The 23,981-nt window shown below is 52.7% G+C and carries 28 protein-coding genes and 1 pseudogene; 24 read left to right on the top strand and 5 right to left on the bottom strand.

Annotated features, from left to right (window positions below; genetic code table 11):
• Window positions 1–20: 20 nt before the first annotated feature.
• The 13 genes from MHFGQ_RS08460 (at window position 21) to MHFGQ_RS08400 (ending at window position 9,573) form a co-directional block, all read left to right on the top strand.
• The gene (locus MHFGQ_RS08460; protein ID WP_170066272.1) at window positions 21–1,034 is read left to right on the top strand and encodes a DUF3854 domain-containing protein; all 1,014 of its coding nucleotides are present in this window, start codon (window positions 21–23) and stop codon (window positions 1,032–1,034) included.
• Between the two features lie 76 nt (window positions 1,035–1,110).
• Window positions 1,111–1,500, top strand: coding sequence for a HEPN domain-containing protein (locus MHFGQ_RS08455; protein WP_106005506.1), 390 nt, complete (start codon window positions 1,111–1,113; stop codon window positions 1,498–1,500).
• A complete protein-coding gene (locus MHFGQ_RS08450; RefSeq protein ID WP_106005505.1) occupies window positions 1,476–1,796 on the top strand; it encodes a nucleotidyltransferase domain-containing protein in 321 nt (106 codons plus the stop codon). The genes MHFGQ_RS08455 and MHFGQ_RS08450 overlap by 25 nt, the downstream gene beginning before the upstream one ends.
• Window positions 1,797–2,059: 263 nt before the next feature.
• A complete protein-coding gene (locus tag MHFGQ_RS08445) occupies window positions 2,060–2,401 on the top strand; it encodes a nucleotidyltransferase domain-containing protein (protein WP_106005504.1) in 342 nt (113 codons plus the stop codon).
• Window positions 2,402–2,794: 393 nt separating this feature from the next.
• Window positions 2,795–3,178, top strand: coding sequence for a ribbon-helix-helix protein, CopG family (locus MHFGQ_RS08440; protein WP_141265362.1), 384 nt, complete (start codon window positions 2,795–2,797; stop codon window positions 3,176–3,178).
• 132 nt (window positions 3,179–3,310) lie between these two features.
• Window positions 3,311–3,820, top strand: a complete 510-nt coding sequence (locus tag MHFGQ_RS08435) for an XF1762 family protein (RefSeq protein WP_106005503.1) — start codon at window positions 3,311–3,313, stop codon at window positions 3,818–3,820.
• The gene (mobP3, locus tag MHFGQ_RS08430; protein WP_106005502.1) at window positions 3,817–5,097 is read left to right on the top strand and encodes a MobP3 family relaxase; all 1,281 of its coding nucleotides are present in this window, start codon (window positions 3,817–3,819) and stop codon (window positions 5,095–5,097) included. The genes MHFGQ_RS08435 and mobP3 overlap by 4 nt, the downstream gene beginning before the upstream one ends.
• Window positions 5,098–5,099: 2 nt before the next feature.
• Window positions 5,100–6,932: a VirD4-like conjugal transfer protein, CD1115 family gene (locus tag MHFGQ_RS08425; RefSeq protein ID WP_106005562.1), complete on the top strand. Its 1,833-nt coding sequence runs from the start codon at window positions 5,100–5,102 to the stop codon at window positions 6,930–6,932.
• Window positions 6,933–6,949: 17 nt separating this feature from the next.
• A complete protein-coding gene (locus MHFGQ_RS08420; RefSeq protein WP_245907839.1) occupies window positions 6,950–7,297 on the top strand; it encodes a hypothetical protein in 348 nt (115 codons plus the stop codon).
• Between the two features lie 61 nt (window positions 7,298–7,358).
• Entirely contained in the window at window positions 7,359–8,216 is an 858-nt protein-coding gene (locus MHFGQ_RS08415) for a conjugal transfer protein TrbL family protein (protein ID WP_277997023.1), read from the top strand.
• A 7-nt stretch (window positions 8,217–8,223) separates the two neighbouring features.
• Entirely contained in the window at window positions 8,224–8,613 is a 390-nt protein-coding gene (locus MHFGQ_RS08410) for a hypothetical protein (RefSeq protein ID WP_106005500.1), read from the top strand.
• A 32-nt stretch (window positions 8,614–8,645) separates the two neighbouring features.
• Window positions 8,646–8,939, top strand: a complete 294-nt coding sequence (locus tag MHFGQ_RS08405; RefSeq protein WP_106005499.1) for a PrgI family mobile element protein — start codon at window positions 8,646–8,648, stop codon at window positions 8,937–8,939.
• Window positions 8,940–8,943: 4 nt separating this feature from the next.
• Entirely contained in the window at window positions 8,944–9,573 is a 630-nt protein-coding gene (locus MHFGQ_RS08400; RefSeq protein WP_245907838.1) for a hypothetical protein, read from the top strand.
• On the opposite strand, the gene MHFGQ_RS08395 is transcribed toward MHFGQ_RS08400, so the two are convergent.
• Window positions 9,563–9,961: a type II toxin-antitoxin system VapC family toxin gene (locus MHFGQ_RS08395; protein WP_106005498.1), complete on the bottom strand. Its 399-nt coding sequence runs from the start codon at window positions 9,959–9,961 to the stop codon at window positions 9,563–9,565. The genes MHFGQ_RS08400 and MHFGQ_RS08395 overlap by 11 nt on opposite strands.
• A complete protein-coding gene (locus MHFGQ_RS08390) occupies window positions 9,951–10,235 on the bottom strand; it encodes a hypothetical protein (protein WP_106005497.1) in 285 nt (94 codons plus the stop codon). Before MHFGQ_RS08390 ends, MHFGQ_RS08395 begins: the two co-directional genes overlap by 11 nt.
• Window positions 10,236–10,295: 60 nt before the next feature.
• Here MHFGQ_RS08390 and MHFGQ_RS08385 point away from each other — a divergent pair, with 60 nt between their 5' ends.
• From MHFGQ_RS08385 to MHFGQ_RS08375, 3 genes are read left to right on the top strand one after another with little or no spacing between them, the layout of a single operon-like run.
• Window positions 10,296–12,098: a VirB4 family type IV secretion system protein gene (locus tag MHFGQ_RS08385; RefSeq protein ID WP_106005496.1), complete on the top strand. Its 1,803-nt coding sequence runs from the start codon at window positions 10,296–10,298 to the stop codon at window positions 12,096–12,098.
• Window positions 12,098–13,045, top strand: coding sequence for a M23 family metallopeptidase (locus MHFGQ_RS08380; RefSeq protein ID WP_245907837.1), 948 nt, complete (start codon window positions 12,098–12,100; stop codon window positions 13,043–13,045). Before MHFGQ_RS08385 ends, MHFGQ_RS08380 begins: the two co-directional genes overlap by 1 nt.
• A 19-nt stretch (window positions 13,046–13,064) precedes the next feature.
• Window positions 13,065–13,415, top strand: a complete 351-nt coding sequence (locus MHFGQ_RS08375) for a hypothetical protein (RefSeq protein ID WP_106005495.1) — start codon at window positions 13,065–13,067, stop codon at window positions 13,413–13,415.
• A gap of 9 nt (window positions 13,416–13,424) precedes the next feature.
• On the opposite strand, the gene MHFGQ_RS08370 is transcribed toward MHFGQ_RS08375, so the two are convergent.
• On the bottom strand, window positions 13,425–14,114 hold the full coding sequence (locus tag MHFGQ_RS08370; RefSeq protein WP_106005494.1) for a GNAT family N-acetyltransferase: 690 nt from the start codon (window positions 14,112–14,114) through the stop codon (window positions 13,425–13,427).
• Between MHFGQ_RS08370 and MHFGQ_RS08365 the strand changes: the two genes are divergently transcribed.
• Window positions 14,055–14,828 (top strand): hypothetical protein, encoded by a 774-nt coding sequence (locus MHFGQ_RS08365; RefSeq protein WP_146127141.1) that lies wholly within the window; start codon window positions 14,055–14,057, stop codon window positions 14,826–14,828. The two genes, MHFGQ_RS08370 and MHFGQ_RS08365, sit on opposite strands and share 60 nt — an antisense overlap.
• Here the strand turns inward: MHFGQ_RS08365 and MHFGQ_RS13985 are convergent.
• The gene (locus tag MHFGQ_RS13985; RefSeq protein WP_425463825.1) at window positions 14,713–15,585 is read right to left on the bottom strand and encodes an IS3 family transposase; all 873 of its coding nucleotides are present in this window, start codon (window positions 15,583–15,585) and stop codon (window positions 14,713–14,715) included. The two genes, MHFGQ_RS08365 and MHFGQ_RS13985, sit on opposite strands and share 116 nt — an antisense overlap.
• Window positions 15,586–15,641: 56 nt before the next feature.
• Entirely contained in the window at window positions 15,642–15,983 is a 342-nt protein-coding gene (locus MHFGQ_RS08360; protein ID WP_011391837.1) for a transposase, read from the bottom strand.
• 275 nt (window positions 15,984–16,258) lie between these two features.
• Here MHFGQ_RS08360 and MHFGQ_RS08355 point away from each other — a divergent pair, with 275 nt between their 5' ends.
• The 7 genes and pseudogenes from MHFGQ_RS08355 to MHFGQ_RS08325 form a co-directional block, all read left to right on the top strand.
• Window positions 16,259–17,407: a hypothetical protein gene (locus MHFGQ_RS08355; RefSeq protein WP_106005106.1), complete on the top strand. Its 1,149-nt coding sequence runs from the start codon at window positions 16,259–16,261 to the stop codon at window positions 17,405–17,407.
• A 576-nt stretch (window positions 17,408–17,983) separates the two neighbouring features.
• Window positions 17,984–20,059 carry a helicase HerA domain-containing protein gene (locus MHFGQ_RS08350; protein ID WP_211292875.1) on the top strand — a complete coding sequence of 692 codons (2,076 nt, stop codon included), beginning with the start codon at window positions 17,984–17,986 and terminating at the stop codon, window positions 20,057–20,059.
• 57 nt (window positions 20,060–20,116) lie between these two features.
• Window positions 20,117–21,481, top strand: coding sequence for a DNA double-strand break repair nuclease NurA (locus MHFGQ_RS08345; RefSeq protein WP_106005105.1), 1,365 nt, complete (start codon window positions 20,117–20,119; stop codon window positions 21,479–21,481).
• Window positions 21,474–22,583: a DNA methyltransferase gene (locus MHFGQ_RS08340; protein WP_106005104.1), complete on the top strand. Its 1,110-nt coding sequence runs from the start codon at window positions 21,474–21,476 to the stop codon at window positions 22,581–22,583. Before MHFGQ_RS08345 ends, MHFGQ_RS08340 begins: the two co-directional genes overlap by 8 nt.
• A 213-nt stretch (window positions 22,584–22,796) precedes the next feature.
• The gene (gene tnpA, locus MHFGQ_RS08335) at window positions 22,797–23,117 is read left to right on the top strand and encodes an IS66 family insertion sequence element accessory protein TnpA (protein ID WP_106005103.1); all 321 of its coding nucleotides are present in this window, start codon (window positions 22,797–22,799) and stop codon (window positions 23,115–23,117) included.
• On the top strand, window positions 23,111–23,467 hold the full coding sequence (gene tnpB / locus MHFGQ_RS08330) for an IS66 family insertion sequence element accessory protein TnpB (protein ID WP_106005102.1): 357 nt from the start codon (window positions 23,111–23,113) through the stop codon (window positions 23,465–23,467). Before tnpA ends, tnpB begins: the two co-directional genes overlap by 7 nt.
• Before the next feature lie 80 nt (window positions 23,468–23,547).
• Window positions 23,548–23,967: pseudogene (locus MHFGQ_RS08325) on the top strand (IS66 family transposase); the annotation flags it as partial.
• Window positions 23,968–23,981: the final 14 nt, after the last annotated feature.

Here is a 23,981-nt window from a genome sequence, read left to right as displayed (position 1 = left end):
AGCAAAGGAGGAGAGGAGAAATGGGAGCGGCCAGGCTAGAGCTAGAGTATGAGAGTTTTAGAAAAGCATCGCGTCGCGAGCCCTGCCCAATATGCGGCAAAACGGACTGGTGCGGGTTTAACAGCTACCTTTGCAGCTGCATGAGGGTAAGCGAAGGAGCTTTTAAACATATCATCCTCAGCAACGGCCAAGTGGCCCACCTGCACCGGCTGGAGCCGGGAAGGGTCGCTCCCGGCAAGCAATGGGAGGAATTTTTAAACCCGCAAGTCCAGCCGGCGCCGGTAGAAGCGCGCGACAGGGTTTACCGCCATTTTTTAAGGCTGTTGGACCTGTATCCCCGGCACAAAAAGGAACTGTTGCGCCGCGGTTTAAAGGAGGAGGATATCAAGAGAAATGGTTATAAATCCATACCCGAGCATGTAAATCCCTGGATAATATGCAAGAAGTTAATCCACAGCGGTTTGGACTTAGCCGGCATACCCGGATTTTACCGGGCCGAAAGCAAATACGGCGGCAGTTACTGGACGTTCAATTCGTCCCCAGGTTACTTTATTCCCATCCGGGATGCCCAAGGGCGGATCCAGGCCCTCCAGCGGCGGATGGACGACATCAGAAACGGGAAATATATGCTGTTTAGCGGCCACAGTGATCAGGGCGGCTGCTCCTGCGGTACTCCCGCCCATGTAGCCAGGCCTATAGAAGTAAAGGACAGCCGGGTATGGATTACCGAAGGACAGTTAAAGGCGGATATTGCCGCGGCCTACCTCGGCGCGGTGGTCATAGGCGCCCAGGGCGCCACTTCCTGGAAACCGGTGGTCCCGGAGGTGCTGGAACTGGGGGCAAAAGAAGTAGTTATCGCCTACGACAGGGACCAGGAAACCAACAAAGAAGTGGCCAGGGGCAAAAGAATGCTGGCGGCAGAATTAAAGAAACTGGGTATAACGGTCCGGGAGGCGACATGGAGAGCCACGTCGAAAGAGGAAAAAGGGATAGACGACGCCCTGGTGGCAGGGCTGGAGATAAGAGTTGTTTGATTGATTTTGGCGATATCATATGGTACTATGTTTTTGGAGTGGAAAAAGCTGTATATAAACCTGGACAGGTGATTTTATGAAAAAGCAAGCCGAAGCATGGTTAAAAATTGCCGCAGAGGATTTAGATACCGCAAAATATAACTTTGAGGGGAAACGATATTTATGGGCAATATTCCTCTGTCAACAAGCCCTTGAGAAAGCGTTGAAAGCGGTATATTATGAGCGGTATGGGAAAGTGCCGCCGCGCAAACATGACCTGGTAGCTCTTGCAAAAGCCGCCGGCCTTCTTGAGGAATGCGATAACGACATGATCGATTATTTACGACGATTAACGGTATATTATATTGAAGCTCGTTACCCCGAAGAAAAGGCCGAATTAAGCGCCAAATGCACAGAAGAACATACCCGAGACATTATTAAAAAGGCGGAGGAAGTGTTTCAATGGCTGGCAAGCAAGTTGAATTGACGGTAAAAGAGTATGTAAAATTACTCAGGAAAAGCAAGATTAACGTCGCTACCGCCATCCTTTTTGGCTCTTATGCAGAGGGCCGCGCCGGCGAAGATAGCGATATCGATGTGGCCATTATTAGCCCTGACTTGGGGAAAGACAGGATAGAAGAAACCATTATGCTAAAGAAGCTCGCGGAACAAATTGATTACGACCTGTCTCCCCGCCCGTATTCCCTTGAACAATACCGTAATGCCAAGCAGGGGGAGTTCCTGCATGATGAAATCATAAGCAAAGGAAAAGTAATATTGTAATGCACCTGGTAGTAAAACCTGCCGAGTGTTTTTATTTTGCTAGGTGTAAGGTTGCCGGCCTGGTACTACAACAAAAACGTTAAGGGCCGTTACATACAGAGGTTTACCTCTTGGTCTTGGAAGGATATACAAAACCATAGCTATTGCCATCTGCGGCACCATAAGGTACTATAACATTTGATGGTGGAAAAATATGTTATCAGTATAGTATATTCATGAAAGCAGGGGGATAGGCAGAACAAATCAACCAGGGAAGTGATGCAATGTCTCAAGATAGAACTGCAGTCGAGAAGATAATAAAGGACTTCCTCCAGGCGGTAACCTCGCAAGGCATTAAAGTAGACAGGGCTTTCCTTTACGGATCCCACGCAAGGGGCGAGGCCAACGAGAATAGCGACATAGACATTATAGTAATCTCCCGTGATTTTTCTAAAATGCCGGCCTGGCGCAGGTGGGAGGTCCTTGGTAAAGCTGTTGCCCGCATCATGGAGCCGGTAGAACCATTAGCCTATACTCCCGAAGAAATTGAAGCCTTAATGAAACGGGAAGGAAACTTTATCCGCCATATCTTGACCCAACCGGAAACAATAGAGTACCACCTGTAAAGCACCCGGTAGGTGTAAACCTGCGGGGTGTTTTATTTTCTCCAAAGGGACTTTATTGTGCGGGGCAGGACCCGCCAATAATGGACACCCAAATTGACCAGGATCACGTTACCAAAGGTTGGCCTGCTAACGCAGGCCTTCCTGATTCTAGCGGGTCACCTAACTACCAGGGAGGAGCGTTACTTTCCGGCGATGCCGGCGCGCTCCTCCCTGAAGGCAGGTTAAGCGGGCAGTCGCCCGCGATTACACATGCCAGGCAGAGCCTGGCAGTTATTTATAATTCGTGTAATGCTTTTTGTATTTCTTTTTGTGGTTTCTGTCTTTTCTTTGTACTACATTTCGCCTGTCAAATTTTTGTGTTCCACAGATTTTTTGTAATGGAGGTGCGAATACATGAGCAGGTTTTCTAAAATTATCCAAATTAGGGTTACAGACGACCTGGATAAGCGATTGCGTGCTGAAGCTACCAGGAGGGAATTGTCGGTTGCAGTTTTAGTCAGGGATATTTTAGAAAAAGCCCTTAACGAAGAAGCCGCCATCGACGGCCGCGAGGCCCTTGACCGGGCGATACGCCGGGCCATCAAAAAGGATGTAGACCGGCTGGCCGGACTGTTGGTCAAATCCACCATGGCCGGGGCCACGGCCATGTTCCTTAATGTCCAGGTACTTAATGACCTGGGCAAACGCGACGCTGCCGATATTTACCATATTGCCAGGAAGAAAGCGGTTGAATATCTACGTCTACCTGAAAATGATAGTGAGGTTGACCAACCATGAGCAAGAACGTGGTTGTTGTCACCGTGGCCTATTACCAGTTCGGGATTAAAAAGGTGGGCGACAACTATAACTATATCCGGTGGAGAGCCGGTTCCTAACTAAAAAGAGAAGGGTTAGATTGGTGGTGCTAACATGAACCGACAACCAAAACTCATAATAGTACCCTGCACACTTGATGAGGCTAACGCTTTTATCAAGCAATACCATCGTCATCATGGACCAGTTAAAGGACATAAATTTTCTATCGCAGTAGCTGATGAGAAAAACAATATCCGGGGTGTGGCCATAATAGGGAGGCCAGTATCACGGGTACTTGATGATGGATGGACTTTGGAAGTTAGACGGCTGGCTACAGATGGATGTAAAAACGCTTGTTCCGCCCTTTATGCAGCGGCATGGCGGGCAACACGGGCGATGGGATATCGGCGATTAGTAACATATATTCTTACTACTGAGCCGGGTACAAGTCTTCGCGCAGCTGGTTGGCGTTGTATGGGACAGGCTGGAGGCGGGAGTTGGAATCGCCCGAGCAGGCCCCGCGTAGACAAGCATCCGTTACAACAGAAGTTACGGTGGGAAGTATCTGATGGTCCAATAGGAGATTTACTTTTACCCGAGGAAGGCGGCGGGGTTAACGGATGAGCAAAAGCGTGGTCATCGTCAACGTGGCGTACTACCAGCCTGGCACCAAAAAGATGGCCTGTAATTATAACCATATCCGGTATATTGCCACCAAGCCCGAAGCGGACCGGGGCGATCCGGAAGCCTACCGCGTCGGGGATGAAGATTTCCCTGTCGAACTGGGCACCGCTGCCGGACATGTAAAGTACGCGGCGGAAAGGCCCGGGAGTTCCGGCCTTTTCGGACCGGAAGGAGAGCCGGTTCCCGACTGGCAGGAAGTAGGGAGCAAGCTGGACAGGCATAACCTGCCTGTCTGGCGGGTGATAGTTTCCCTGCGGCAGGACGACGCGGAACGCCTGGGCCTGGTGGAGCGGGAAAAGTGGCAGGCTGCCATTGAGAACGGCGTTAACAACGCCATCAAGGCCATGCACCTGGACCCGGATCATGCCCGCTGGGTGGCGGCCTTCCACCGCAAAGAGGGTCATCCCCATTGTCATGTGGTTATTTGGGAGGAAGAACATGGCACCGCCAGGAGGCAGGGCTACCTGGAGCCGGGAGAAAGAAAAGGGGTTTTCCGTTCCTTTGCCCGGGAGGTTTTCCGCGAGGAAAGGGACCGCCTTACGGCAGAAAAGACGGCCATCAGGGACGCGATCAGGGAGCTGGTAGGTAATGATATAACGAAAGTGACAGGGTTTATGCAAGAGGTGCAAATGGCCCGACTGGAAGCCAGGGCTTTTTTGGGCTCCAGCCCCAAGATGCCGCCCGTCCTTACCCCCGGTAGAGAAGAATTGCTGGTGAGGATGCTGCAGGACCTGGCCAGGATTATGCCCGGTAAGGGCCGTATAGCCCTAGCCTATATGCCCGCCGAGGTGAAAGCCCAGGCCAGGGAAATCGCCGACTGGATACTGAAGCAGCCCGGTTTTAGCCAATCCGCTGGGCGCTACCAGGAATTAGCCAGGCAAATCGCCTCCCATTATACCTTAAAACCTGAAGCTCTGGACGAGGCGGCCCGGAAGGCTTATGAAGATATCCGTGACCGTGTGGCCCAGGTGGTGTTGAAAGGCGCGGCTGCTATAAACCGCCTGGAGAGGGAATTAGAGTTCAAAGAAAAAGGGGAAAGCAGGCAAATCCAGGTTGAAAAAAGCCGGATAGCCAACAGCGTCTGGAAGGCCGCCTGGCGGGCCCTGGAGCGCGAGCGCACCCGGGCTGAGGCCCAGGCGCAGCTTTTGGCGGAAAGGGACCTGGAACGCCGCCGGCGCCGGGCAAGGGAAGAAGGAAGGGAGATGGGGATGTTGTGAAAATTAAATTCCGCCATGTCATTTTATTGCTCCTGGTTTTATTGGACCTGCTATTGGTTCCGTTGGTGCTAAAGCTGCCCTTATTTATCAAAGTCCAGGGCTTTAAGCCCGGCCTGGAAGCCTGGAAGAAAGAAACCCTGGCCCGCCCCCTGGCCGGGCCGGCAATACTGGTGAAGGATGAAAAGATGCGTAACACCTGGATATGGCTGCAGCCCGCTTTTGGCGCTGCAGCCATATCCATTTTGTGGCCGGCTACCAGGCGGAAAAGTAAAGCCAGAAATGATATAGGCGGCCCGGAGGCGGCCGGCCAGGGCCAGCACGGCACAGCCCGGTGGCGGACCAGGAAGGAGATCGCCACCACTTTGACCCTCTGGGATCTAACCGGCAAATCTCCGGGCGGCTTCGTGGTAGGGGCGGAAGAGGGGAAGGGGTTTATCGCTTGGCTGGACGCTGGTGATACCCACTGTCTGGTCATCGGGGCCACCCGGAGCGGCAAATCCCGGCGGATCATTATGCCCACCATCTGGACCCTGGCCAATGCTGGGCAATCAATGCTGGTCACCGATCCCAAGGGAGAGCTTCATACCATGACTAGCGGGTATCTGAAGCGCCAGGGTTACAGGGTAGTACTTATCGACTTGCGCCAGCCTTACCGCGGCAGCAGGTGGAACCCGCTGGAGCCGGTGAGCAAGGCCCTCCGGGAGGGGAATATCCCGGCCGCCAGCCAGGCGGCCTGGGATATAGGCAATATAATCACCCACCAGCAGCCCCACTACGGGGACAGCATCTGGCCCCAGGCCCAGGAGAGCCTGACGGCGGCCCTGGCCCTGGCGGTGGCGGACCAGGCCCCCGAAGGAACCAAGCACCTGGCCAGCGCCTACGCCCTGCTGACGGAACTTGGCAGTGGCGGTGGAGAAAAGCTGGACGAATACTTCCGGCGTTTCCCCCAGGGCCACCCGGCCCGGGCGGCCTACGGCGTGGCGGCCCTGTCCGAGGACCGGCTGCGTTCCAGCATCTTTACCGGCACGGCGGCACAGTTGAGGCTTTGGGCCGACCCGGAGGTGGCCTGGCTGACAGCAGCTCAGGACCACGACATAACTATCCTCGGGCTGGAAAAAGCAGCGGTGTTCCTGGTGGTGCCCGACGAGAGGAGCACCAGGAACGTCCTGGCCACCCTGTACATCAGCCAGGTTTACCAGGCCCTGGTGGATACCGCCTATAGTTGCGGCGGCAGGCTCCCGGTCCGGGTTAATTTCCTCCTGGACGAGATAGGAAACCTACCTCCTGTACCTGATTTTGACCACCGGCTCACGGTTGCGGCCGGGCGGGGGATGCGTTTCCTCCTGGCCATCCAGGATTTATCCCAGATTAAGACCAAGTACAAAGAGGCGGCCGGGACCATTACCGGCAATTGCGCTACCTGGGTTTATTTATCTACGACCGATGAAAAGACTGCCGAGACAATCAGCAATATGACGGGCAAATACACGGTGCGGACGGAAAGCTACTCCAGCCAGGTGCGGGCCGCTGATTACTCTTCCGGGACTACGGAAGCTTTAACCGGCAGGCCTTTGCTCCTGCCCGACGAGGTGCGGCGCTGGCCAAAGGGATGGGCTTTAATTCTTCAGGCCAGGGAAAACCCGGCTCGATTGCCCTTGCTGGACCTCTCGGCCTGGCCCATTGCTGGCTATTTAACGCCTGCCGCTACAGAAAAACCTGATCAGGGGGTGATAACGGCCCCGCCGGTGTGGTTACCCGGGCCGATGGCGGGGAGGCAAGAGGCCGTTACAGTTGACCCCGGGGACAATGACGCAGATGTTATCTCTAATCTCTAAAAGGGGGACGAGAAACCATGTTGGAAAAGCTTGCCGGTGTCCTAAAGAAAGCCGGCCCGTATGTGCCCGTCATCCTGCTTGCCTTTGCCAAAGCCGCCTTTGCCGCCACCAGCGGTGGCCAGCCCCAGATTGTCACCGGAGCAATAAACCTGCTTAACGACGTTACTTCCTGGCTGCTAGGCATTATCCCTGCCGGGTCCGGGGCGGCCATCGGCTACCACGCCCTGATGAAGCAGATGTCCGACGGTGACCCGGCCACGGCCGCCGCCCACAACCGGGCTATGCGGAACGTTTTAATTGGCGGCGCCATTGGCGAATCGGCGGTGGGTATCACCAAGGTCTTTTTAAGTTATTTCCAGGGTTAGGTTTATATAGCGCAGGCCCGGCGATACCGGGCCTGTTCCCTTTATGGGGGAGGGAGAGAGTTTGGATATAGTCGCTAACCTCATTATCAATGCCATCAATAAGTTCCTGGCAGGTATCATGGAGAACGCCCTGACTACCTTCGCCGCCTTTGCTGGCAATGAGATGGCCCTGGCGTTACAGATTTTAGACTCGGTATACGTGCAGAGCGCCGTCCACCTGGCCCAGGCAGTAGCCGGGAGCCTGCTGGCCGTCAAGGTGGGGGCCGAAGCATTACAAGTCTATATCCTGCATACCCACGGCGATCCGGGGGCAGACCCGGGAGGGCTGTTAAAGCGCACCGCCATGGCTGCAGCCGTCATCGGCGCCGGGCCCTGGCTGGTGAAGACCGTTTACACCTGGGGCAACGACCTGGCCCAGAGCGTGGCCAACCTCTCGGCAGTGAATCCCAACCCGGCCAACTTTATCGACACCATCGTTTCCGTGGGCACGACGCCCTTCCTGATCATGATTACCGCTATCGCTGCTATCGTTATTTGGGCCTTGATCCTCATCCAGACCGGCATCCGGGCGGTCGAGGTGGCCGCCCTAGCCGCCGTGGGACCGATTATGGCGGTGGGTTTGACCAGGGCCGATGAAGGGGTGGCGGCGGTGTGGTGGCGGGAATTGGTGGTCCTGTCCAGTTCCCAGGCCCTGCAGACCTTCATGATGAAGGGGTTTCTCGCGACCACCATGACCTTTACCTTTAACTCCGACGTGTTGAAGTTGTTCCTTCTGATCGGCTGGCTTTGGGTGGCCTTCAAGACCCCTGCCGTCCTGCGGCAGTTCGCCTACCATACCGGTTTAGGAGGGGCTATGAGCCACGCCGGCCAGACGGCAGGGACCATGTATATCATGCGGAGGGTGTTCATGAGGGGGTAGATTAGCGATGACTGCTCTTTTCGGCGCGGGCGCTCTATTATACCTGATTTTTGTTGCTGGAATATCTTTACTCCCGGGTTATTCCCTCTACCGTTACAGCACCTCTATCATGCGTATATTCTTTGACGGGCTTTTTGCCTCTTTCTGGATGGTATTAGGCGCCGTTTTCTTTGATTTAATGAATTATTCCTTTGGTCCCGGCCAATTTGTCTACAGCTGGCTTACTGTCGCTTCAGGTGGTCTTAGCTCACACTACGTTGCATGTGCCAGCGCGGGCGCTAAATACTGCGGCATCAGGTTTAAAGAATGGGTGTGGCGCTTTTCGGCAGCCTTGCCAGGCCTGGCCCTGGGCTTGCTGATAGGCAGGTTATGGGGCAAGGCATGGGGAGTAATGTAAAAGTTTAAAGGCAGGAGGTGTTAATTTAACGCATGTACCTGATACCCAGAAATGTATCGGCTAAATTCGAGTTTTTCCCCGGCTTCGGCTGGTTTGAGCTGGCGGCAGTAGTTGCCGGGGCTTTAGTGGGTTTGGCGTTGTTTTTCCTTTCCGGCTTGTTTACCAAATCCGTAGTCCGCTTCGTCCTCTTCGTCCTGCCGCCGGGACTGGCCTTCTTCGTCACCAAACAGGGGCCGAACGGCCTGAGCCTCCTGGACCTCATCCAGCAGTGGCGGCGCTGGTCTATGGCCCAGCGGCGGTATCTATACGTGACCAAAGGAGAGTGAGGATATGGCTTTCAAACTACCGGTGAAAAAGAAACCTCCCAAACAGCAACAGGTTGATAATACGGCGGCCAGGAAAGCGGTCCAGGACTGGCTGCCCTGGAAGGACATTGCCGGCGGGGTAATAACCAGGAAAGACGGCCAGGTGGTGGCGGTCTTGAAGGTTGAGCCCTTCAACCTGGCCTTGAAATCGGAGAACGAGAAGATGCGCGTCATTACCGCTGTCCACGAAGCCCTGAACGGCCAGCGGGAGGCCTTCCAAATCCTTTCCCTGGGCCGGCCGGTGGACCTGGACGCCTACCTCAAAGGCTTGCAGGACCTGGCCCGGGAGACTGGCAACCCGGCGCGGAAGAAGCTCCTGCAGGAATATACCCGCTACGTGGCTACTCTAGTGGCCAGCGGGGAGGCGCTGGAAAGAAGATATTACATTTTGCTTCCGGGGAAGGAGCAGGTAGAAGTCCTGCAAAGGGCGCATGAACTGGCAAGCAACCTGGAACGGTCCGGCTTAAAGGTAAGGGTATGCAGCGACCAGGAAATCATTGACCTGCTCTTTGTTTTTACCCATCCTGCCCAGGCGGCTTTTGAGCGGCCGCCTCTATTCGCCGGTCCCTACCTGCCGCCAGTGCTTAGTGGGTGATGATAATCAGTTCCTCCATGGGGTAATGCCTGTCATTTGCCGTTACCAGAGCCAGGTTGTTGCGGAGGGCTACGGCCGCTATGAGGGTATCGGGCAGGCTAAGGGTGATGCCTTTTCTGGCATAAGTGTAACGCCAGCGGCCGGCCAGGCGGGAGGATTCGTAGTCTATGGGGTAAAACTTCAGGCTGGAGAGAAACCGTTCTACTACGAGGAGCTCCTTTTCCCGGGCCCCGGAAAAAACTTCGGCCACAGTTATGGGGCAGGCGGCCAAGGGAGCCTTATCTTTGAGGACTTCAAGAAGGGCGATGGTGTGTTTGTCGCCGCGCAAGAAATCAATTAAGGCCGTAGTGTCCAGCAAAAAGCCTTTGACCGGGGTTTTATTTTTCATCTCGCGACCACCTGGCCAGCCTTTCTTCTGCTTCCTGGCGCAAGTTTCTTACCCATGCTTCGATGCTTTCCCGGTCTCTAAATTCAGGGTATTCGTCAGGGGTAAATACACCCTGGTACTCCTTAAGGGCTTTCGCCTGCTTCAACCGCAGGAGAGCTTCTTCGGTGGCCCTGATAATGAAGTCGCTTTGTTTGCCCCGTCTAACGTGCTTGCTTAAGTCCCGGACGAGGTATTCGGGAAATCTTATAGCTTTGAGACGTGTTTTTTCGGTCATATTAAGACCTCCCGGGAATTTGCTATACATTTAGTATAACATACAGGGGTGATTCGGTAAATGAGCAAGTATAAAGCGCAAACCCAACAAGCGCCCACATTCTTTGGTCTTCTTGATGTTCTGGCTCCACAGGCGCTTGACTTTGGTCCCAGGCAAATAACTTTCGGTGAGCAGCTGGCCAGGGTGATGGTCATAACTGATTATCCCCCGCGGGTAGGCCCGGCGTGGCTGGCCCGGGTGGCTGGGATGCCGGGAGTGGTGGCTTCCATCCACGTGACCCCTACCGACCCGGCGAACCTGGTATTAAGCATCAACAGGGCCATAGGCGAGTACACTGGTCGGCTGGAGCTGGGGGGCAACGCCCTGGTGATGCAGCGCACGGAGCAGGCTCTGAAGGACGCCCAGGAGCTGCTTAGAAAGATTGACCAGGAACAGCAGCAGGTTTTCTACGTGACTGTTGTTCTCCTGGTCCTGGCCCCGGACCAGGAAGCCCTGGACCGGAGGACCAGGCAAGTGGAAGCGGCCTTGGCCGCCGCCGGGATGCGGGGAAGGGTGGCCGTATTCCGGCAGGAAGAAGGATTGAAGGCGGTAGGGCCTTGGGCTTTATTGCCTCCAGGCATCAAAGACGCCGGGGCGAGAAACATGCCGGCGGAGACGGTGGCCGCCAGTTTTCCTTTTACTGCTTCCGGCATTAACGACGTCAGCGGCGTGGTCCTGGGCCGCGACCGGGACGGCGGACTGGTGCTGGTGGACATCTGGCAGCGGGGCGGTGACAGGACGAATTCCAACTGGACCGTCCTGGCCAAGCCCGGGGCGGGTAAATCTTTTGCGGTGAAGATGCTCATTTTGCGAGAACTGGCCCGGGGGGCCAGGGTGATCATCATCGACCCGGAACGGGAGTACCGGGAGATGTGCCGCCTCCTGGATGGGGCCTGGATCAACTGCGCCGGGGGGAAAGGGCGCATCAATCCCCTGCAGGTACGGCCGGTACCCCTGGACGACGAAGAAGGGGAGGAAGAAAGGGTGACCGCCAGGGGACCCCTGGCCCTGCACCTGCAGACTCTGCGGACCTTCTTTTCCCTCTACCTGCGGGATTTAAACGACCTGGAGAGGGCGGCCCTGGAAGAAGCCCTGGTAGAGGTCTACCGCCAGACGGGTATCGGCTGGCAGACCGACCCGGCGGATATACCCGCGGAGAAATGGCCCACCACCAGGGAACTTTACGCCTATGTCGCCGCCCGAGCGGGAGAAAGCCCGGATACTTACGGCCGCCTGGCGGTACTCCTGCGCCGGGCGGCAGAAGGGGCCGACGCTTCCTTATGGGCCGGGCCGACCACGGCATCTGCCGACAGCGACCTGATCATCCTGGATGTCCACGACCTGCAGAACGCGGATGATGCCGTCCGCCGGGCGCAGTACTTCAACGTCCTGTCCTTTGCCTGGCACCAGATTGAAAAGGACCGCCAGGAAAGGACCCTACTGATCGTGGATGAAGCCTGGCTGTTGGTGGATCCCCAGACGCCCCAGGCCCTGGCCTTCCTGCGGGACACCTCGAAACGCATCCGCAAGTACATGGGCGGCCTGGTGGTCATCTCTCAGAACGTGATCGACTTTCTGGCCCCGGAGGTGGCCCGCCACGGCCAGGCGCTGCTTGATAACCCTACCTATAAGCTGCTATTGGCTCAGGGGGAAAAGGACCTGGAAGCCATCACCACCCTGATGAACCTCTCGGAAGCGGAGCATGACCTTCTGGCTTCGGCCAAGCGCGGCGAGGGCTTACTGGTGGCCGGGACCCAGCGGGTGCAGGTGCGGATCGAGGCCGCGCCTTACGAGATGCCCTACCTCACGGGAGGCGGCCAGTGATGGCCGCCCCGGCGGGGATGATTGCCCGGGCGGCCCTGGCCCTCCTGCCGGAGCCGGAGAAGGCCGTCAAGTGGGTGCTAGTTATAATTCTTGTGCCGGTTGCCATATTGACCCTGTTTTTTGCAGGGCCAATCACTATTTGGGAACGGGTGCCCATCGCTTCCCCGGAGCAGGTGATGATTTACGTTAATGCGGCCAAGGTGGTAAGCGACAGCACTAAATCCCCCTGCGACCCGGGGGTTACCGTAGACTGGCAGCCTTTGCTAGCCATTGATGCGGTGCGGTTGGATCAGGACTTCCGCAAGGCCAATTCCGGCAGGGCGGAAGAATTGGCCCGGATGTTTATCGAAAAGTCCGGGAGCTGCCAGGTGTGCGACGGCGGCGACTCGCCGAGTTGTACCAGCTACCCGACCTACCGGCTGCGTTCTCTGGATGAAGTCCTGGATGATTTAAGGTTTAACGCCAAGCAGCGGGAGAAGGTGAAGAACATCCTGCAGGTGGACCTTTCCTTCCTCCTGGGTACGGAGCCGGATGTACCGTCCGGGTGGACGCCAGTGGAGGGAAGCCTCAAGTGGCCTGCGCCGGGCATCAACACCATCACTTCGCCTTTCGGCTACAGGATAGATCCTGTAAACGGCAATGGCAGCTTCCACACCGGAGTGGACATCGCCGCGCCCCTTGAGACACCAGTCCATGCCGCCGCCGACGGTGTAGTGGTAGTGGCCGGGTGGATGGGGAACTTCGGTTATGCTATCTACATTGAGCACGGTGACATGGTAACCATCTACGCCCACCTGTCCCAAATAGCCGTCCAGAGGGGGCAGCAGGTCAAAGCCGGCGACGTGATCGCTTACAGCGGCAGCACGGGCAAGAGCACAGGGCCGCACCTGCATTTTGAGGTCAGGGTACACGGCCAGCCGGTCAACCCGATTAATTACTTTAAGTAAACGAATGGAGGGTGAGAAGATGAATGAGGCAAGCAAATATGAACATACCGTCCAGGTTTATGCCGCCCATCTGGAGGCGGTAGACCTTGCCAGGAAAAACGCCGAAGTGGCCAGGCAGGCCCTGGCCCTTGTAGACCCAGGAAACCTGGCGCTGAAGGTGCCTATAAAGGAATATGCCTTGCTCAAGGCTCAGCGCCTTTTGCTGCTGGCGGAAATTCTTTTTGGAGGGAACCGGGAGGTCTCCCGGCAGGTTATCACTCCGGAATTGGCCCTACTGGCCGGGGCGGTTGCCGTAGGGCAGGGGTATAGCACGGAAAGGGTAATTACGGTGGTGAAAAGGCTTATAGAAAGGGAAAGAAGGGAGTTGTAGGGGTTAAATTCATAGTAATTTTTTGATTGACCCCGATTGCCGCATGGAATCACTGAACTTACAAGAATACCCGTTTTTTTTGTAGAAGTGAATCTGAATATCACGGTTTTCAATGTCGGCAGGGGATAGCCAACCAGTAATCTTTTTAACGCCGAAATTACTGACTATTTGTTCCATTAGATTCAGCAAGAAACTTCCTATTCCTACCCCCTGCTTTGTAACAACAAGATCTATGATGTGAACAGTTTCTCCAGCGATCTCGAAATATAACTGGCCTACCCTTTGTGAGGGGAAAAGTGGGTTAATTACTTCGACTTCACAATCGTCAAAATAGGATGGAGTGTTTGGATGGCCGATCTTTACAATTGCGAGATATAGGGTTCCTTGCTTATCTGTGAATGGGAAAATTCCATAGAAATGAAACCAAGAAAAGCTGTTCTTCAATAGTTTTTCGGTCGCCTCTTTAAATAGTACGGCGACTTCCTTAGTATATTTGGCTCTTTCTTCTAATCGACACTTAAAAGAGGCTTCATAGGTTTTGGTAAAAAGATCTTGCTCAGTATAAAGGCCTAAAACTTTCGCAACCAGTTTTTTGAAAGTATCCTTAAAAATATTTAATTCCTCCCTGGAGGTGACAAAGTGAAGTTGGGCGAGATTTTTATAGGCGAAGTTAGCATTGGCTGGAACAGAGCTACCCATCGGGTATTTTGCTGTATTGAAGATGATTTGCTTGGTAAAGTGATGCCAACTCTAAAACAGACAATAACCCAATACGCTTGTGAAAACCAGGTTCCTTTGATTGCTTCCACAGCAAAAAAAATTACTTTTGCCAACCATGAGTTTACTTTAGAAAACTTTTTAAGGTATATCGACGACACCCACCCAAGTAACGCTTTTATTTTCTTAATTGAACCGGAAAGCGTAATGGATGAAAATAAGGCAAGGGTTTTGTTGGCATTATGGAAGCGTTCGCGAATATTGGCTTTTCCGGCGTTCGCTATATGTCCAATACCCATAGATAACTTTTTCCTTAAACGCTTTAAGGACGGCGCCTTTACAGAGTGCTGGTTTTTTAGTTCTAAGACGCCTTTACCGCTGGGGTTATGGGCGGAAAAAGGATATTCCCAAGTAATAACAGGATCTTTTTGCGCGGGTGTTAATATGGCCTGTATAATGCATTTTCCTGGAAACGGATTAACCCCCGCAGATTGGACATATGCACCCGACATTAAGCTCTCTCGCAATTTTTCTTCAAGTTTTAAAGGGGCAAAGGCTTTCGAATACGCACCAATTTACGTCACACCCTCACGGGATGTCTGGGCTGCAATCCTGTCTCGATATGACGACGGTAAAACTTGGCCGGCGACAGGTAGTGCAAACTGGAGTGCAACCGGCGGTTGTTGTAACGGCTAACGAATTCTACGACCGCCTGATATGCCTCCGCATAGGTCCCAAACTCGCCCATCGACAAGCATTCATCCTCAAGAAGCCGATGGTACGATTCGATATATGCGTTCATATTCGGTGTCTTGGGCGGTATTCTCTCGTGTAGGACATTCCATCGCTCACACTCCGATTCAAACAGATGACTTACAAACTGGGGTCCATTATCCGAACGGATGATGGGTAATGGTAAATTCCTTTGAAGAATCTGACGTTTCCATAATGCTGCTCGAAAAGTTTCAACGGCATGTCTGGCTTCACAGGTTAGACCAATATGATAGCCCACAATCTGCCTGTCATAGACGTCAATGTACGACAGCACAAAGAAAAACCGGTCTTCTCCTGCAATGTACCCGTACTTCACATCGACCTCCCAGAGCTGGTTTGGCGCTGTGATAGTGCGGTTCTGGGCCAAATTCCGCGGGTGTTTCCGACGGAGGTTCCGTTGTGGCCGCAGAATATCCAGTTCCTTACACAGGCGGTATACCTTTTTCTCGTTCACCACCAGCTCATGATCTTGTCGAAGCATATGAGTGAGCTTACGGTACCCGTAGGCGTAACCATCACCGGAAATAGACTCCATAATCCATTCCTTAATCTGTTCATCACTTACCTTGCGGCCGCCCATAGTCAGTGAATGACCAGGAAACGGACGTCCACCTGAAGTGGTATGCGGTTTTGGTTCATTTGTTAATTGATAATAATAGGTGGATCGGGAAACCCCCACTATGCGCAGCACGAGAGTAGCGTTGTACCCGGCTGTGATCCACTTGTGCGCAATGGCTACTTTATCTGCAAGTGAGGGTTGGCTTTTTTTAATAGGTCACGTAATATAGCAATTTCAAGGTCTTTTTCGCCCAGAAGTTGCTTTAGATGGGTATTCTGTTTGTCTAACTCACGGTTCTCTGCAACGAGTCGGGCGTGTTCCTGCTGAGTAACGTGGGTGGCGTTTCCCTTTGGGCTACTGCCTTGCATGGGTTGGCCGGCTTTGTACTGACGAACCCATCGGCTGACAATATTCGGCCGGATATCATACTTCCGAGCAACGACAGAATTATTTCCGGCAGCGATGGCCTGTTCGACGACCTGGCGCTTGAACTCTAGGGTAAATTTCCGACGTTCCACTTGAACAACCTCCTGACCTTATAGTCTCATGAATTTGGAAGATTGTCCAATCTAATTTCGGGGCTTAAGAGGAAACACGTAAATAAAAGACTTATTTAATTATATTCGTCATTCATCGTTCCACATCCTACCAGAGAAAATAAAAAACCTCTAGGGAAATGGTAAAAGTGCCGGAGCAACCCTATATGGCTATAGTGCCTATCCGAAGATACAGGTTTTTACCGGGCTTTATTATTTTTTGATGTTAATTTAGGTGAATGAAAGGAGTAGTTATTATGATACTTGCTTTAATCCTTACCCCGGCCAGGGCGGAGCAGGTGAGAAAAGCCGTGAAAGAACACGGCGAAGTGGTATACGACCAGGCCGGGACTATGGATTCCTTTGGCATTCGTAATGCCCTCCAATCTGCCGCCAGGGTGGCGGCTGACGCCCTGATCCTCGATATAGATGCCGGCCCGGGGCCGGACCTGGTGGCCGCTGTCCAGGGTTACCGCATAGCCAGGCCCTATACAAGGATATTCTTGCTGGCGCCCGGCAGGCAGCCGGGGGATGCGACGGTGGCAAGGCTTGTCGGGCTGGGGGTGTATGACATAATAGACGGCCCGGTTGAGGCCGACTGGGGAGATTTAGTCGCTCAGTCTCTTACTAATACCCCGGCTACTTATGCCCAGGCTGCCAGGTGGCATATCATGACTGGCTTAACTGAAGAAGAACAGGTAAAGGAAAAAGTGGTCATAGAGCAGCGACCGGTAGGGGTGGTGACTATTGCCGTGGCCGGGGCCGCGCCGGGTTTAGGCTGCACCCATACCGCCCTGGCCATAAGCGCTTTTTTAGCCAGGCAGGGCCATAATGTAGCCCTGGTGGAAGACAGCCAGGAGCCGGTAATGCAGGATTACCTAAAAATTATCAAGGCAGGACCCGGGCGGGTAAGCAAAGCCTGGCGTATAAAAGGCTTTGATGTGTTTCCTTTTGCTAAAACCGAGGTTGACAAATTCATAGAAGGGGATGGTAATTTTATATTTGATGAGCTTTTGGCGGAGTTGAGCGCCGGGAGGTATGAATATATTGTCCGCGATTTAGGTGTAGCTGACAAAAAGAGGGCCAGGGAGGCTTTTAGATCCAACCTGGCCGTCCTGGTAGCTAGCGCCGCCAGGTGGCGCTGGGGCGACTTGCTAAAAATTGAGCCGTTATCTTCATTCCGCCTGGCCCTGGTTGCCCCGGCGGAACGGGATGTAAAGGAAATAAGGAGAATCCCGGAGTTAAAAGCATATGTGATGCCGTACCATCCCGATCCTTTCTGTATGCCGGATGAAATACTTACAGAACTTTTGCGGCCGGTATTGCCCCAGGCCAGGGAGAAAAAGAAACCGTTTTGGGTAAGGTGGAGGGTGGTCGCCGTAACGTCTAAACGGCCTTCGGCCTGACGTAGCGGGAGCCCTTTTGTAAGGCAACAGCGGTGGGCAGCAGGAGCGGCTTGCGCGCACCTGCTGCCTTAATTTTAGCCTCCGGGCCTTCCGGCCAGCCTTAGATTATACCGCCGCCCTGGCCAGTCCGGCAAAGGTGCGGCCTGCGGCATAAACGGCCTCCGCCCCGCCCTCCGGGCTGGTCCCCTCCATTTATTCCTCGGCCCGGCCATGCGGGCTGCCCTTACCTCCCCGTTGGCCGACTGTACTTTGCATTTAAGACTGGAAGGTCATAGGTCGAAAGCCAAAACAAGAAGGGGGGTATCTAACATGGCTAAGTATGAGGTGCGGGACTTTAGCAGGTAGGAAGTTAGTAATGGAGGCCGACACTCTACCCAGGTTAAGAAGCTTGCGTGTAAGAAGTGAGGTAGGAAAGTTTCAGACTGTAGGTGCGGGATAACGTCCTTGACGATTAGGGAATTTAAGGAAGCTTGATAAACTGGTAGCCTTTGGCTAAAATGGAGGTAAAGATAGGGGAGCGCAGTGCCGGAGGAAATTGCATAAGCAATGAAACGTTATGCATAGGGAGGGAGTAAGTTGTCCGATGTTATTAAGGCTATTGAAGAAGCAAGGGAAGAGCGTGAAAAAAGGCGAGTAGCTGAACTTCTAGACCCTTTAATCCAGAACGACTGCTATGTAGGAGAAGTTGTTTCCCTATCATATGATGAGGCAATTGTACAAGTTCACGACCATTACCGAGAGCAAGTAGGTGGTTTGCCAAGTCAGTGTTTCCTGGTGGCTACAAGAAAACAACTGGGGCCTACCTACGAATGGAACAATGAAGATGCGAGTGTAATTTTACTCCGGGTTCAAGGCCCCGCTTCTTTACCGCACGACTCAGAAGCTTTTAAGATCCGGGTTGAGGCGGCCCAGCGAACAGCTGAGCAGGAACGTTACTGGGATCGCGATCAGGTTGATTTACATACGCGAAATATACTATCTTTTGCAGGTTTAAAGTGCCGGGTACTGGGTACATTTTACGTGGACCGCCTAGATAACGGCGATCTGGTACGGCGTTTTGGCTCAGATATTTCTAATTACTACGCCGCGTATGCCCTGAAAGTCTACAAAGCTACAAAAAAGGCTCTTGAGATTATTGCCAACTACCGCGATCCAACCCGTCTTGCTGATCACCCACTTCGCGAGGAGAAAGTGGAGATTGGAAGAGTTAGATACGCATCTTCAGACCGCAAGGGACATGGGATTGATGAGGTAAGGGTCAACCTCAATCCGACGGATTTGCTCCGTCAAAAAACCGCTCTCTTTGGTATGACGCGTTCGGGCAAATCAAATACCGTTAAAATCATGGTTAGATCAGTGTTCGAGCTACGGTACAGGAATCTGGATCATGGCAGAATCGGCCAAATTATCTTTGACTATAACGGAGAGTATGCGAACGAAAACGTTCAGGACCGTGGGGCGCTAAAGAACCTATGGCAACTTCATCCAAGTGGTGTAAGAGAAGACATCGTAACGTATGGTACTGAAGCTCATCCTAACGACTCTGATAGGCGGTTGATGAAAGTAAATTTTTATGAGGATAGGATGCTTGCTTTGGGAAAATCGATTATTGATAACGAACTAGCCAGTGAGAAAGGGATACGCTACGTAGAGGCTTTTAGAAGTGCATCGCTGGAGGAACCAAGAGAGGGAGCTGATCCCGGTACGGTGACTAGGTACCGACGCCGGTGTTTGGCATATCGTGCTCTACTCGCTAAGGCTGGATTCGCTGTCCCCAGAAATCATATTCCCCGTGGAAAAGGATTATTCGGAAGCGATTTTATTAAAGCTATGAAGCAGAGCGAGAAAGAGCAAATTGCGAAATTTGCCGCGACGGTGCTTGAAAATGTTAGCAGAGGTGATAGAGTTACCTGGGAGCAACTTGCCGAAGCACTGATTTTTCTGTACGAGTTTATTGTGCATGATCCGATATATAAGACCTTCAACAATGAGTATATAAATAAAAGCTCCTCAGGTTCTGCTTGGGCGGAAGAGGACCTTCTCGGGATTCTAGGAATGTTTGCACAGAAGAATGGTCCAATGTTGGTTCGCCGTGCCATGAAGTTCCATACTGATACTGTTGACCGAGACTTTGCGGAAATGATTATAGATGACCTCCACAAAGGACGGCTGGTAATTATTGACCAATCTCTTGGTAACCCTGAGTTTAACCAAAGGCAAGCTGACCGCGTAATGGAGAGCCTCTTTCGAATTCACCAGCAAATTTTTTCCACGGGTAAAAATCCGCCAGATGTAATTGTATATGTGGAAGAAGCACATAACCTTCTGCCGAGCGGTGCAGAGTTTGACCCGCAGGACCCACGGAGCATATGGCTCCGTGTGGCTAAAGAGGGGGCAAAGTTACATATAGGGTTGGCCTATGCGACACAGGAAGTTTCGAATATCCACAAGAGTGTTCTAAAAAATACCAGTAATTGGTTTATCGGGCATCTCAATAACACTGAAGAAGTAAGGGAACTGGCGAAGTTTTATGACTTTGCAGATTTTCAGGCGTCCATCCTGAGGGCGCAGGATCAGGGTTTTCTGCGGCTTAAGACGCTCTCTAACCCTTACGTAGTACCGATTCAGGTTGACCGGTTCACAGTACCTTAAAGGGTGGGTTAGGAAGAAACCGGGAGTACAAGTATTTTAAGCAGGAGTTGAGTGGTAATGCCTTACGAGAGCGAACACACTAGTTATATCGCTCTCTCGAGAATAGCTAACAGCGAAAAGGTTCAAGGATTTCTTGGGCAGTGTATTGTTCGCCCGCCTGAGCAAAGAGCACTTGCAGATAATGCGGAAGGATTAACTCGTGTAGAAGGGTTGCATCCCGAGTGCCTTCCGCGTTTTGTTGTTGCAATTGATGGAAGCTCAACGAGGGTACCTGTAGAAAACGGCTTTCCAGGAGCGGAAGTAGGCTTTGTATCGATAGCTTTGGTCCTTTTGGATCTTGAACAAATTAAGTATTTGTCCGAGGAAAAGTTTCCGCCGCCGCCAAGAGTCGATCGAACGGTGCGAACGGGAGCAGGTGAGTTTGTATTACCTGGCTGCAATGTGCACCGCAGGGACGATCTGGACCCCAAACACTCTTTTCGTCGCCAGCTTTTCGAGGCATTGAATGATATACGGACGGTTGAAGAAGGCGAGTCCTTACTCGAAACCTATCAAGCTCTACTTGAGTATAAAAGCTACACCAGAGATGCTCAGTGTCCATATGAAGATTGTAAGAAAGAGGATCGGACGTTGGAACGTAAGCCCGGTGCCTACGTATGCTCCTGTAGCTTAAATCGTCCCCTTTATTCTACGGATGGACTTCGGATCCATGAAGCCTTTAATCCCACAGGGCCAAGTGGCGAAGCATATGGCGAGGTTATGCAGGTTGTGGAACGGCTTCTTCTGGTTAACTTCCTGAGAACTTTGGAGCAAAAGGGCTGGCTAGATAGTTTGTCTCAGATCGCTCTTATAATCGACGGACCACTCGCGGTATTCGGGCATCCGGCCTGGTTGAAAGATGCAATTACTAAGGAACTTCGGCGAATAAACGAAGTGGTTAAAAAAGTTACTGGCTTTGATCTTTTGCTCTTGGGAATCGAGAAATCCGGTGCTTTCATGGACCATTTTATCCGTCTAGATACACACGTCGGCGGCTCACCGGGACTATTTCCTCCAGGAACAGCCTTGCTTCTGACCGACCGATATATTAAAACTCATATAGTCCTATCCGGGAGTGAGCGGCCGTATGGATACCAGACTTACTTTGGTAGGAAGTTCTTTTATAAAACGCGTTCGGGGGCGCGGATTGTTGGAATGACACCATTTTTCCGGGAAGCTGACGCCGATCTTTCGGTGGCCCGCGCTGAGCAGTTTCCGAGACTTGGAGAGGTACTTGCGTTGCTAGACCTTCTGGTGTCGTCACGATATCCTGATGCTCTGGTACCGCTCGTAGAAGCACATGCACGGGCAACAATTGCTAGGGGACTAGGAATGCGCGTCCTAGAGGAGTTAGTTAGGGGGTTGGTGTGCAGTCATGACTAGACTAGAAACGCCAACTGTACCACGTAGCGCTGCACGTTGGCTTTCTTTCGGCCCCTATTACGCGATGTTTCCGGTGGACTTCGTATTAAGAATTGTGCATTCCTACACTGCACCAGGAGACGGGGTTCTTGACCCTTTTGCCGGGCGGGGGACAAGTGTATCTGTAGCTATGGCATTGGGACGTTGGGGGTTCGGTGTGGAAATCAACCCGGTTGGATGGTTATACGGTAGGGTTAAAATTGCTCCTGCGGATGTTGAAGCAGTTATTCGGCGTCTTGAAGAGGTGGGGATGAAGGCGGGAGAATACGAGGAACAGGCAGAGGCACTACCCGAGTTTTATCATTGGTGTTTTTCAGCGCCCGTTCGTCGTTTTCTCTTAGCGGCCCGGGATCTTCTCATATGGAGGGAAGATCCCGTTGATTGCACCTTAATGGCCTTTATACTTCTTTACCTCCACGGCAAGCGCGGCCAAGCTCTTTCTAACCAGATGCGCCAGCAAAAATCCATGGCACCGGATTACTCGATTCGCTGGTGGAAAGAGCGTGGGATGCAACCTCCTCAGTTTGAACCAGTGGAATTCTTGGCTAAGCGTATTCGGTGGCGCTACGCGTGGGGCACGCTTAAAGGGTACGGCACAGGCGAAATTCAATTGGGGGACGCGCGCGATGTCCTACCAGCTCACACCCCTCCTCCAGGAAGAAGGTATCGCTTATTGCTTACCTCGCCTCCATATTACGGCCTTACCTGTTATTACTACGACCACTGGCTTCGATACTGGTTGCTGGGAGGGCCACAGTTTCCTAGGGAGGTCAGCGAGCAGTGGGCAAAAGAAAGCCGGTATAACAACCAAAAAAAGTACCGCGAACTTCTGCAAACTGTATTTGCGGCCGCGGCAGAACTTCTTGCCCCAGATGCTGTCATCTATGTGCGTACAGATGCCAGAGAGTTCACTTTGCAGGTAACAGAAGAAGTACTGCGGGAAATTTTTTCTAGAAAGCGTATCCACCGGATGCATGAGCCATTTATGCGTCAACCTCAAACAGCTCTCTTCGGGGATCACGGACCAAAGCCGGGTGAGGTAGATTTAATTCTAACAGATTGACGCGGTTGGCAGCAGGAACGCTAAAGCGTACATGCTGCCTTAATTTAAAGCCTGGCCTTCCGGCTGGCCTCGGATTATACCGCCGCCCTGGCCGGTCCGGCAAGGGTACGGCCTGCGGCATAAACGTAAGCGTCAAATACAACCCACCTTGGCATCATACCCAACTTTAGGAGATAATCCTCTTCAGAAAATACTCTGAGGAGGTTATTTATTATGACCAAAGCCGAACGGCAAAAGTTGTGGGAGGACCGGATAACCGCGTACCAGAAGAGCGGACAGAGTGTCAAGGAGTGGTGCGCCACACAAGAAGGCGTCAGCCCCAGGCAATTATGGTACTGGCTGCGGAAATATAAAAACCAGAATGAAGTTTCCCCGGTGATAACAAACCGGTGGCTGCCGGTAGAAATAAGCCAGAAAGGTTCCCGAGAACAAGCTCTATTGGTCAAAATAGGACCGGCCACCATTGAGGTAAGACCCGGCTTTGATCCCACCCTGCTTTCTCAGGTGATTAAGGCGCTGATAGCATTATGCTAAACGAAACAGGCATCGACCGGGTTTATCTCGCCTGCGGTGCCACAGATTTACGCAAGTCCATTGACGGGTTAGCGGTGCTGGTCAAGGAAGGGTTCGAGCTGGACCCCTTCTCTTCTTGCCTTTTCGTTTTCTGTAACCGCAATAGGGATAAACTAAAGATCCTCCACTGGGAGCACAATGGGTTCTGGCTTTATTACCGCCGGCTGGAGAAGGGCAAATTCCTATGGCCGGGAGGAACCGCTTCTTCCACCATCACCATAAGCCGCCGGGAACTCCGCTGGCTGCTTGACGGTCTCCCCTTAAAACAGCCTAAAGCCCATCCCGAGGTAAAAGCACGCACCATCGTGTAATAGGAATCGCCAGAAAGAAATATTTTCACTTTGTGGTTGATTCTAGAGGAATTCGACGAGTTTCGTCGAATTTTTTATTTATGAATACTACTTCGCAATCTATCGCTGCCATGACTATAGAAGAGCTGCAAGAGCGCTGTGTTCAGCTGGAAAAGCTATGTATGCAGCTGGAACAACAAAACGCGGAACTGACCGCCAAGCTAAACTGGTTTATGGAACAGTTTCGTTTGAGTAAAAAGCGGCAATTCGGTGTTTCCAGCGAACGGACTGAACCTTTACCTGAGCAGCTCTTGCTTTTTAATGAGGCGGAAGTGGAAGCCCGGCCGGAAGAAAGAGAACCTGATTTAGAAACCATCACCTACCAGCGCCGTAAAGGGCGTACCCGCCGGGAGATGAACCTGGAAGATCTGCCGGTAGAAGTAGTAGAGCACCGCCTGCCGGAAGAAGAGCAGGTCTGTCCTGCCTGTGGCGGTCCTTTACATGAGATGAGCACCGAGCTCTTAAGCCCCGAAAT

This window comes from Moorella humiferrea, assembly GCF_039233145.1.
GTDB classification, from domain to species: Bacteria; Bacillota; DSM-521; order Neomoorellales; family Neomoorellaceae; genus Neomoorella; species Neomoorella humiferrea.
The sequence above is the reverse complement of the archived record's forward strand: the minus strand, read 5'-3'. Positions and strand labels throughout refer to the sequence as shown.

Excerpts from the sequence above, each read along its gene's own strand:
- MHFGQ_RS08400 (WP_245907838.1), top strand. The coding sequence starts at position 8,944 with ATGGCTTTCAAACTACCGGTGAAAAAGAAACCTCCCAAACAGCAACAG.
- MHFGQ_RS08445 (WP_106005504.1), top strand. The coding sequence starts at position 2,060 with ATGTCTCAAGATAGAACTGCAGTCGAGAAGATAATAAAGGACTTCCTC.
- tnpB (WP_106005102.1), top strand. The coding sequence starts at position 23,111 with ATGCTAAACGAAACAGGCATCGACCGGGTTTATCTCGCCTGCGGTGCC.
- MHFGQ_RS08460 (WP_170066272.1), top strand. The coding sequence starts at position 21 with ATGGGAGCGGCCAGGCTAGAGCTAGAGTATGAGAGTTTTAGAAAAGCA.
- MHFGQ_RS08450 (WP_106005505.1), top strand. The coding sequence starts at position 1,476 with ATGGCTGGCAAGCAAGTTGAATTGACGGTAAAAGAGTATGTAAAATTA.
- MHFGQ_RS08340 (WP_106005104.1), top strand. The coding sequence starts at position 21,474 with ATGACTAGACTAGAAACGCCAACTGTACCACGTAGCGCTGCACGTTGG.
- MHFGQ_RS08375 (WP_106005495.1), top strand. The coding sequence starts at position 13,065 with ATGAATGAGGCAAGCAAATATGAACATACCGTCCAGGTTTATGCCGCC.
- tnpA (WP_106005103.1), top strand. The coding sequence starts at position 22,797 with ATGACCAAAGCCGAACGGCAAAAGTTGTGGGAGGACCGGATAACCGCG.
- MHFGQ_RS08435 (WP_106005503.1), top strand. The coding sequence starts at position 3,311 with ATGAACCGACAACCAAAACTCATAATAGTACCCTGCACACTTGATGAG.
- MHFGQ_RS08395 (WP_106005498.1), bottom strand. The coding sequence starts at position 9,961 with ATGAAAAATAAAACCCCGGTCAAAGGCTTTTTGCTGGACACTACGGCC.
- MHFGQ_RS08455 (WP_106005506.1), top strand. The coding sequence starts at position 1,111 with ATGAAAAAGCAAGCCGAAGCATGGTTAAAAATTGCCGCAGAGGATTTA.
- mobP3 (WP_106005502.1), top strand. The coding sequence starts at position 3,817 with ATGAGCAAAAGCGTGGTCATCGTCAACGTGGCGTACTACCAGCCTGGC.
- MHFGQ_RS08380 (WP_245907837.1), top strand. The coding sequence starts at position 12,098 with ATGGCCGCCCCGGCGGGGATGATTGCCCGGGCGGCCCTGGCCCTCCTG.
- MHFGQ_RS08420 (WP_245907839.1), top strand. The coding sequence starts at position 6,950 with ATGTTGGAAAAGCTTGCCGGTGTCCTAAAGAAAGCCGGCCCGTATGTG.
- MHFGQ_RS08390 (WP_106005497.1), bottom strand. The coding sequence starts at position 10,235 with ATGACCGAAAAAACACGTCTCAAAGCTATAAGATTTCCCGAATACCTC.
- MHFGQ_RS08440 (WP_141265362.1), top strand. The coding sequence starts at position 2,795 with ATGAGCAGGTTTTCTAAAATTATCCAAATTAGGGTTACAGACGACCTG.
- MHFGQ_RS08410 (WP_106005500.1), top strand. The coding sequence starts at position 8,224 with ATGACTGCTCTTTTCGGCGCGGGCGCTCTATTATACCTGATTTTTGTT.
- MHFGQ_RS08385 (WP_106005496.1), top strand. The coding sequence starts at position 10,296 with ATGAGCAAGTATAAAGCGCAAACCCAACAAGCGCCCACATTCTTTGGT.
- MHFGQ_RS08355 (WP_106005106.1), top strand. The coding sequence starts at position 16,259 with ATGATACTTGCTTTAATCCTTACCCCGGCCAGGGCGGAGCAGGTGAGA.
- MHFGQ_RS08345 (WP_106005105.1), top strand. The coding sequence starts at position 20,117 with ATGCCTTACGAGAGCGAACACACTAGTTATATCGCTCTCTCGAGAATA.
- MHFGQ_RS08370 (WP_106005494.1), bottom strand. The coding sequence starts at position 14,114 with ATGGGTAGCTCTGTTCCAGCCAATGCTAACTTCGCCTATAAAAATCTC.
- MHFGQ_RS08405 (WP_106005499.1), top strand. The coding sequence starts at position 8,646 with ATGTACCTGATACCCAGAAATGTATCGGCTAAATTCGAGTTTTTCCCC.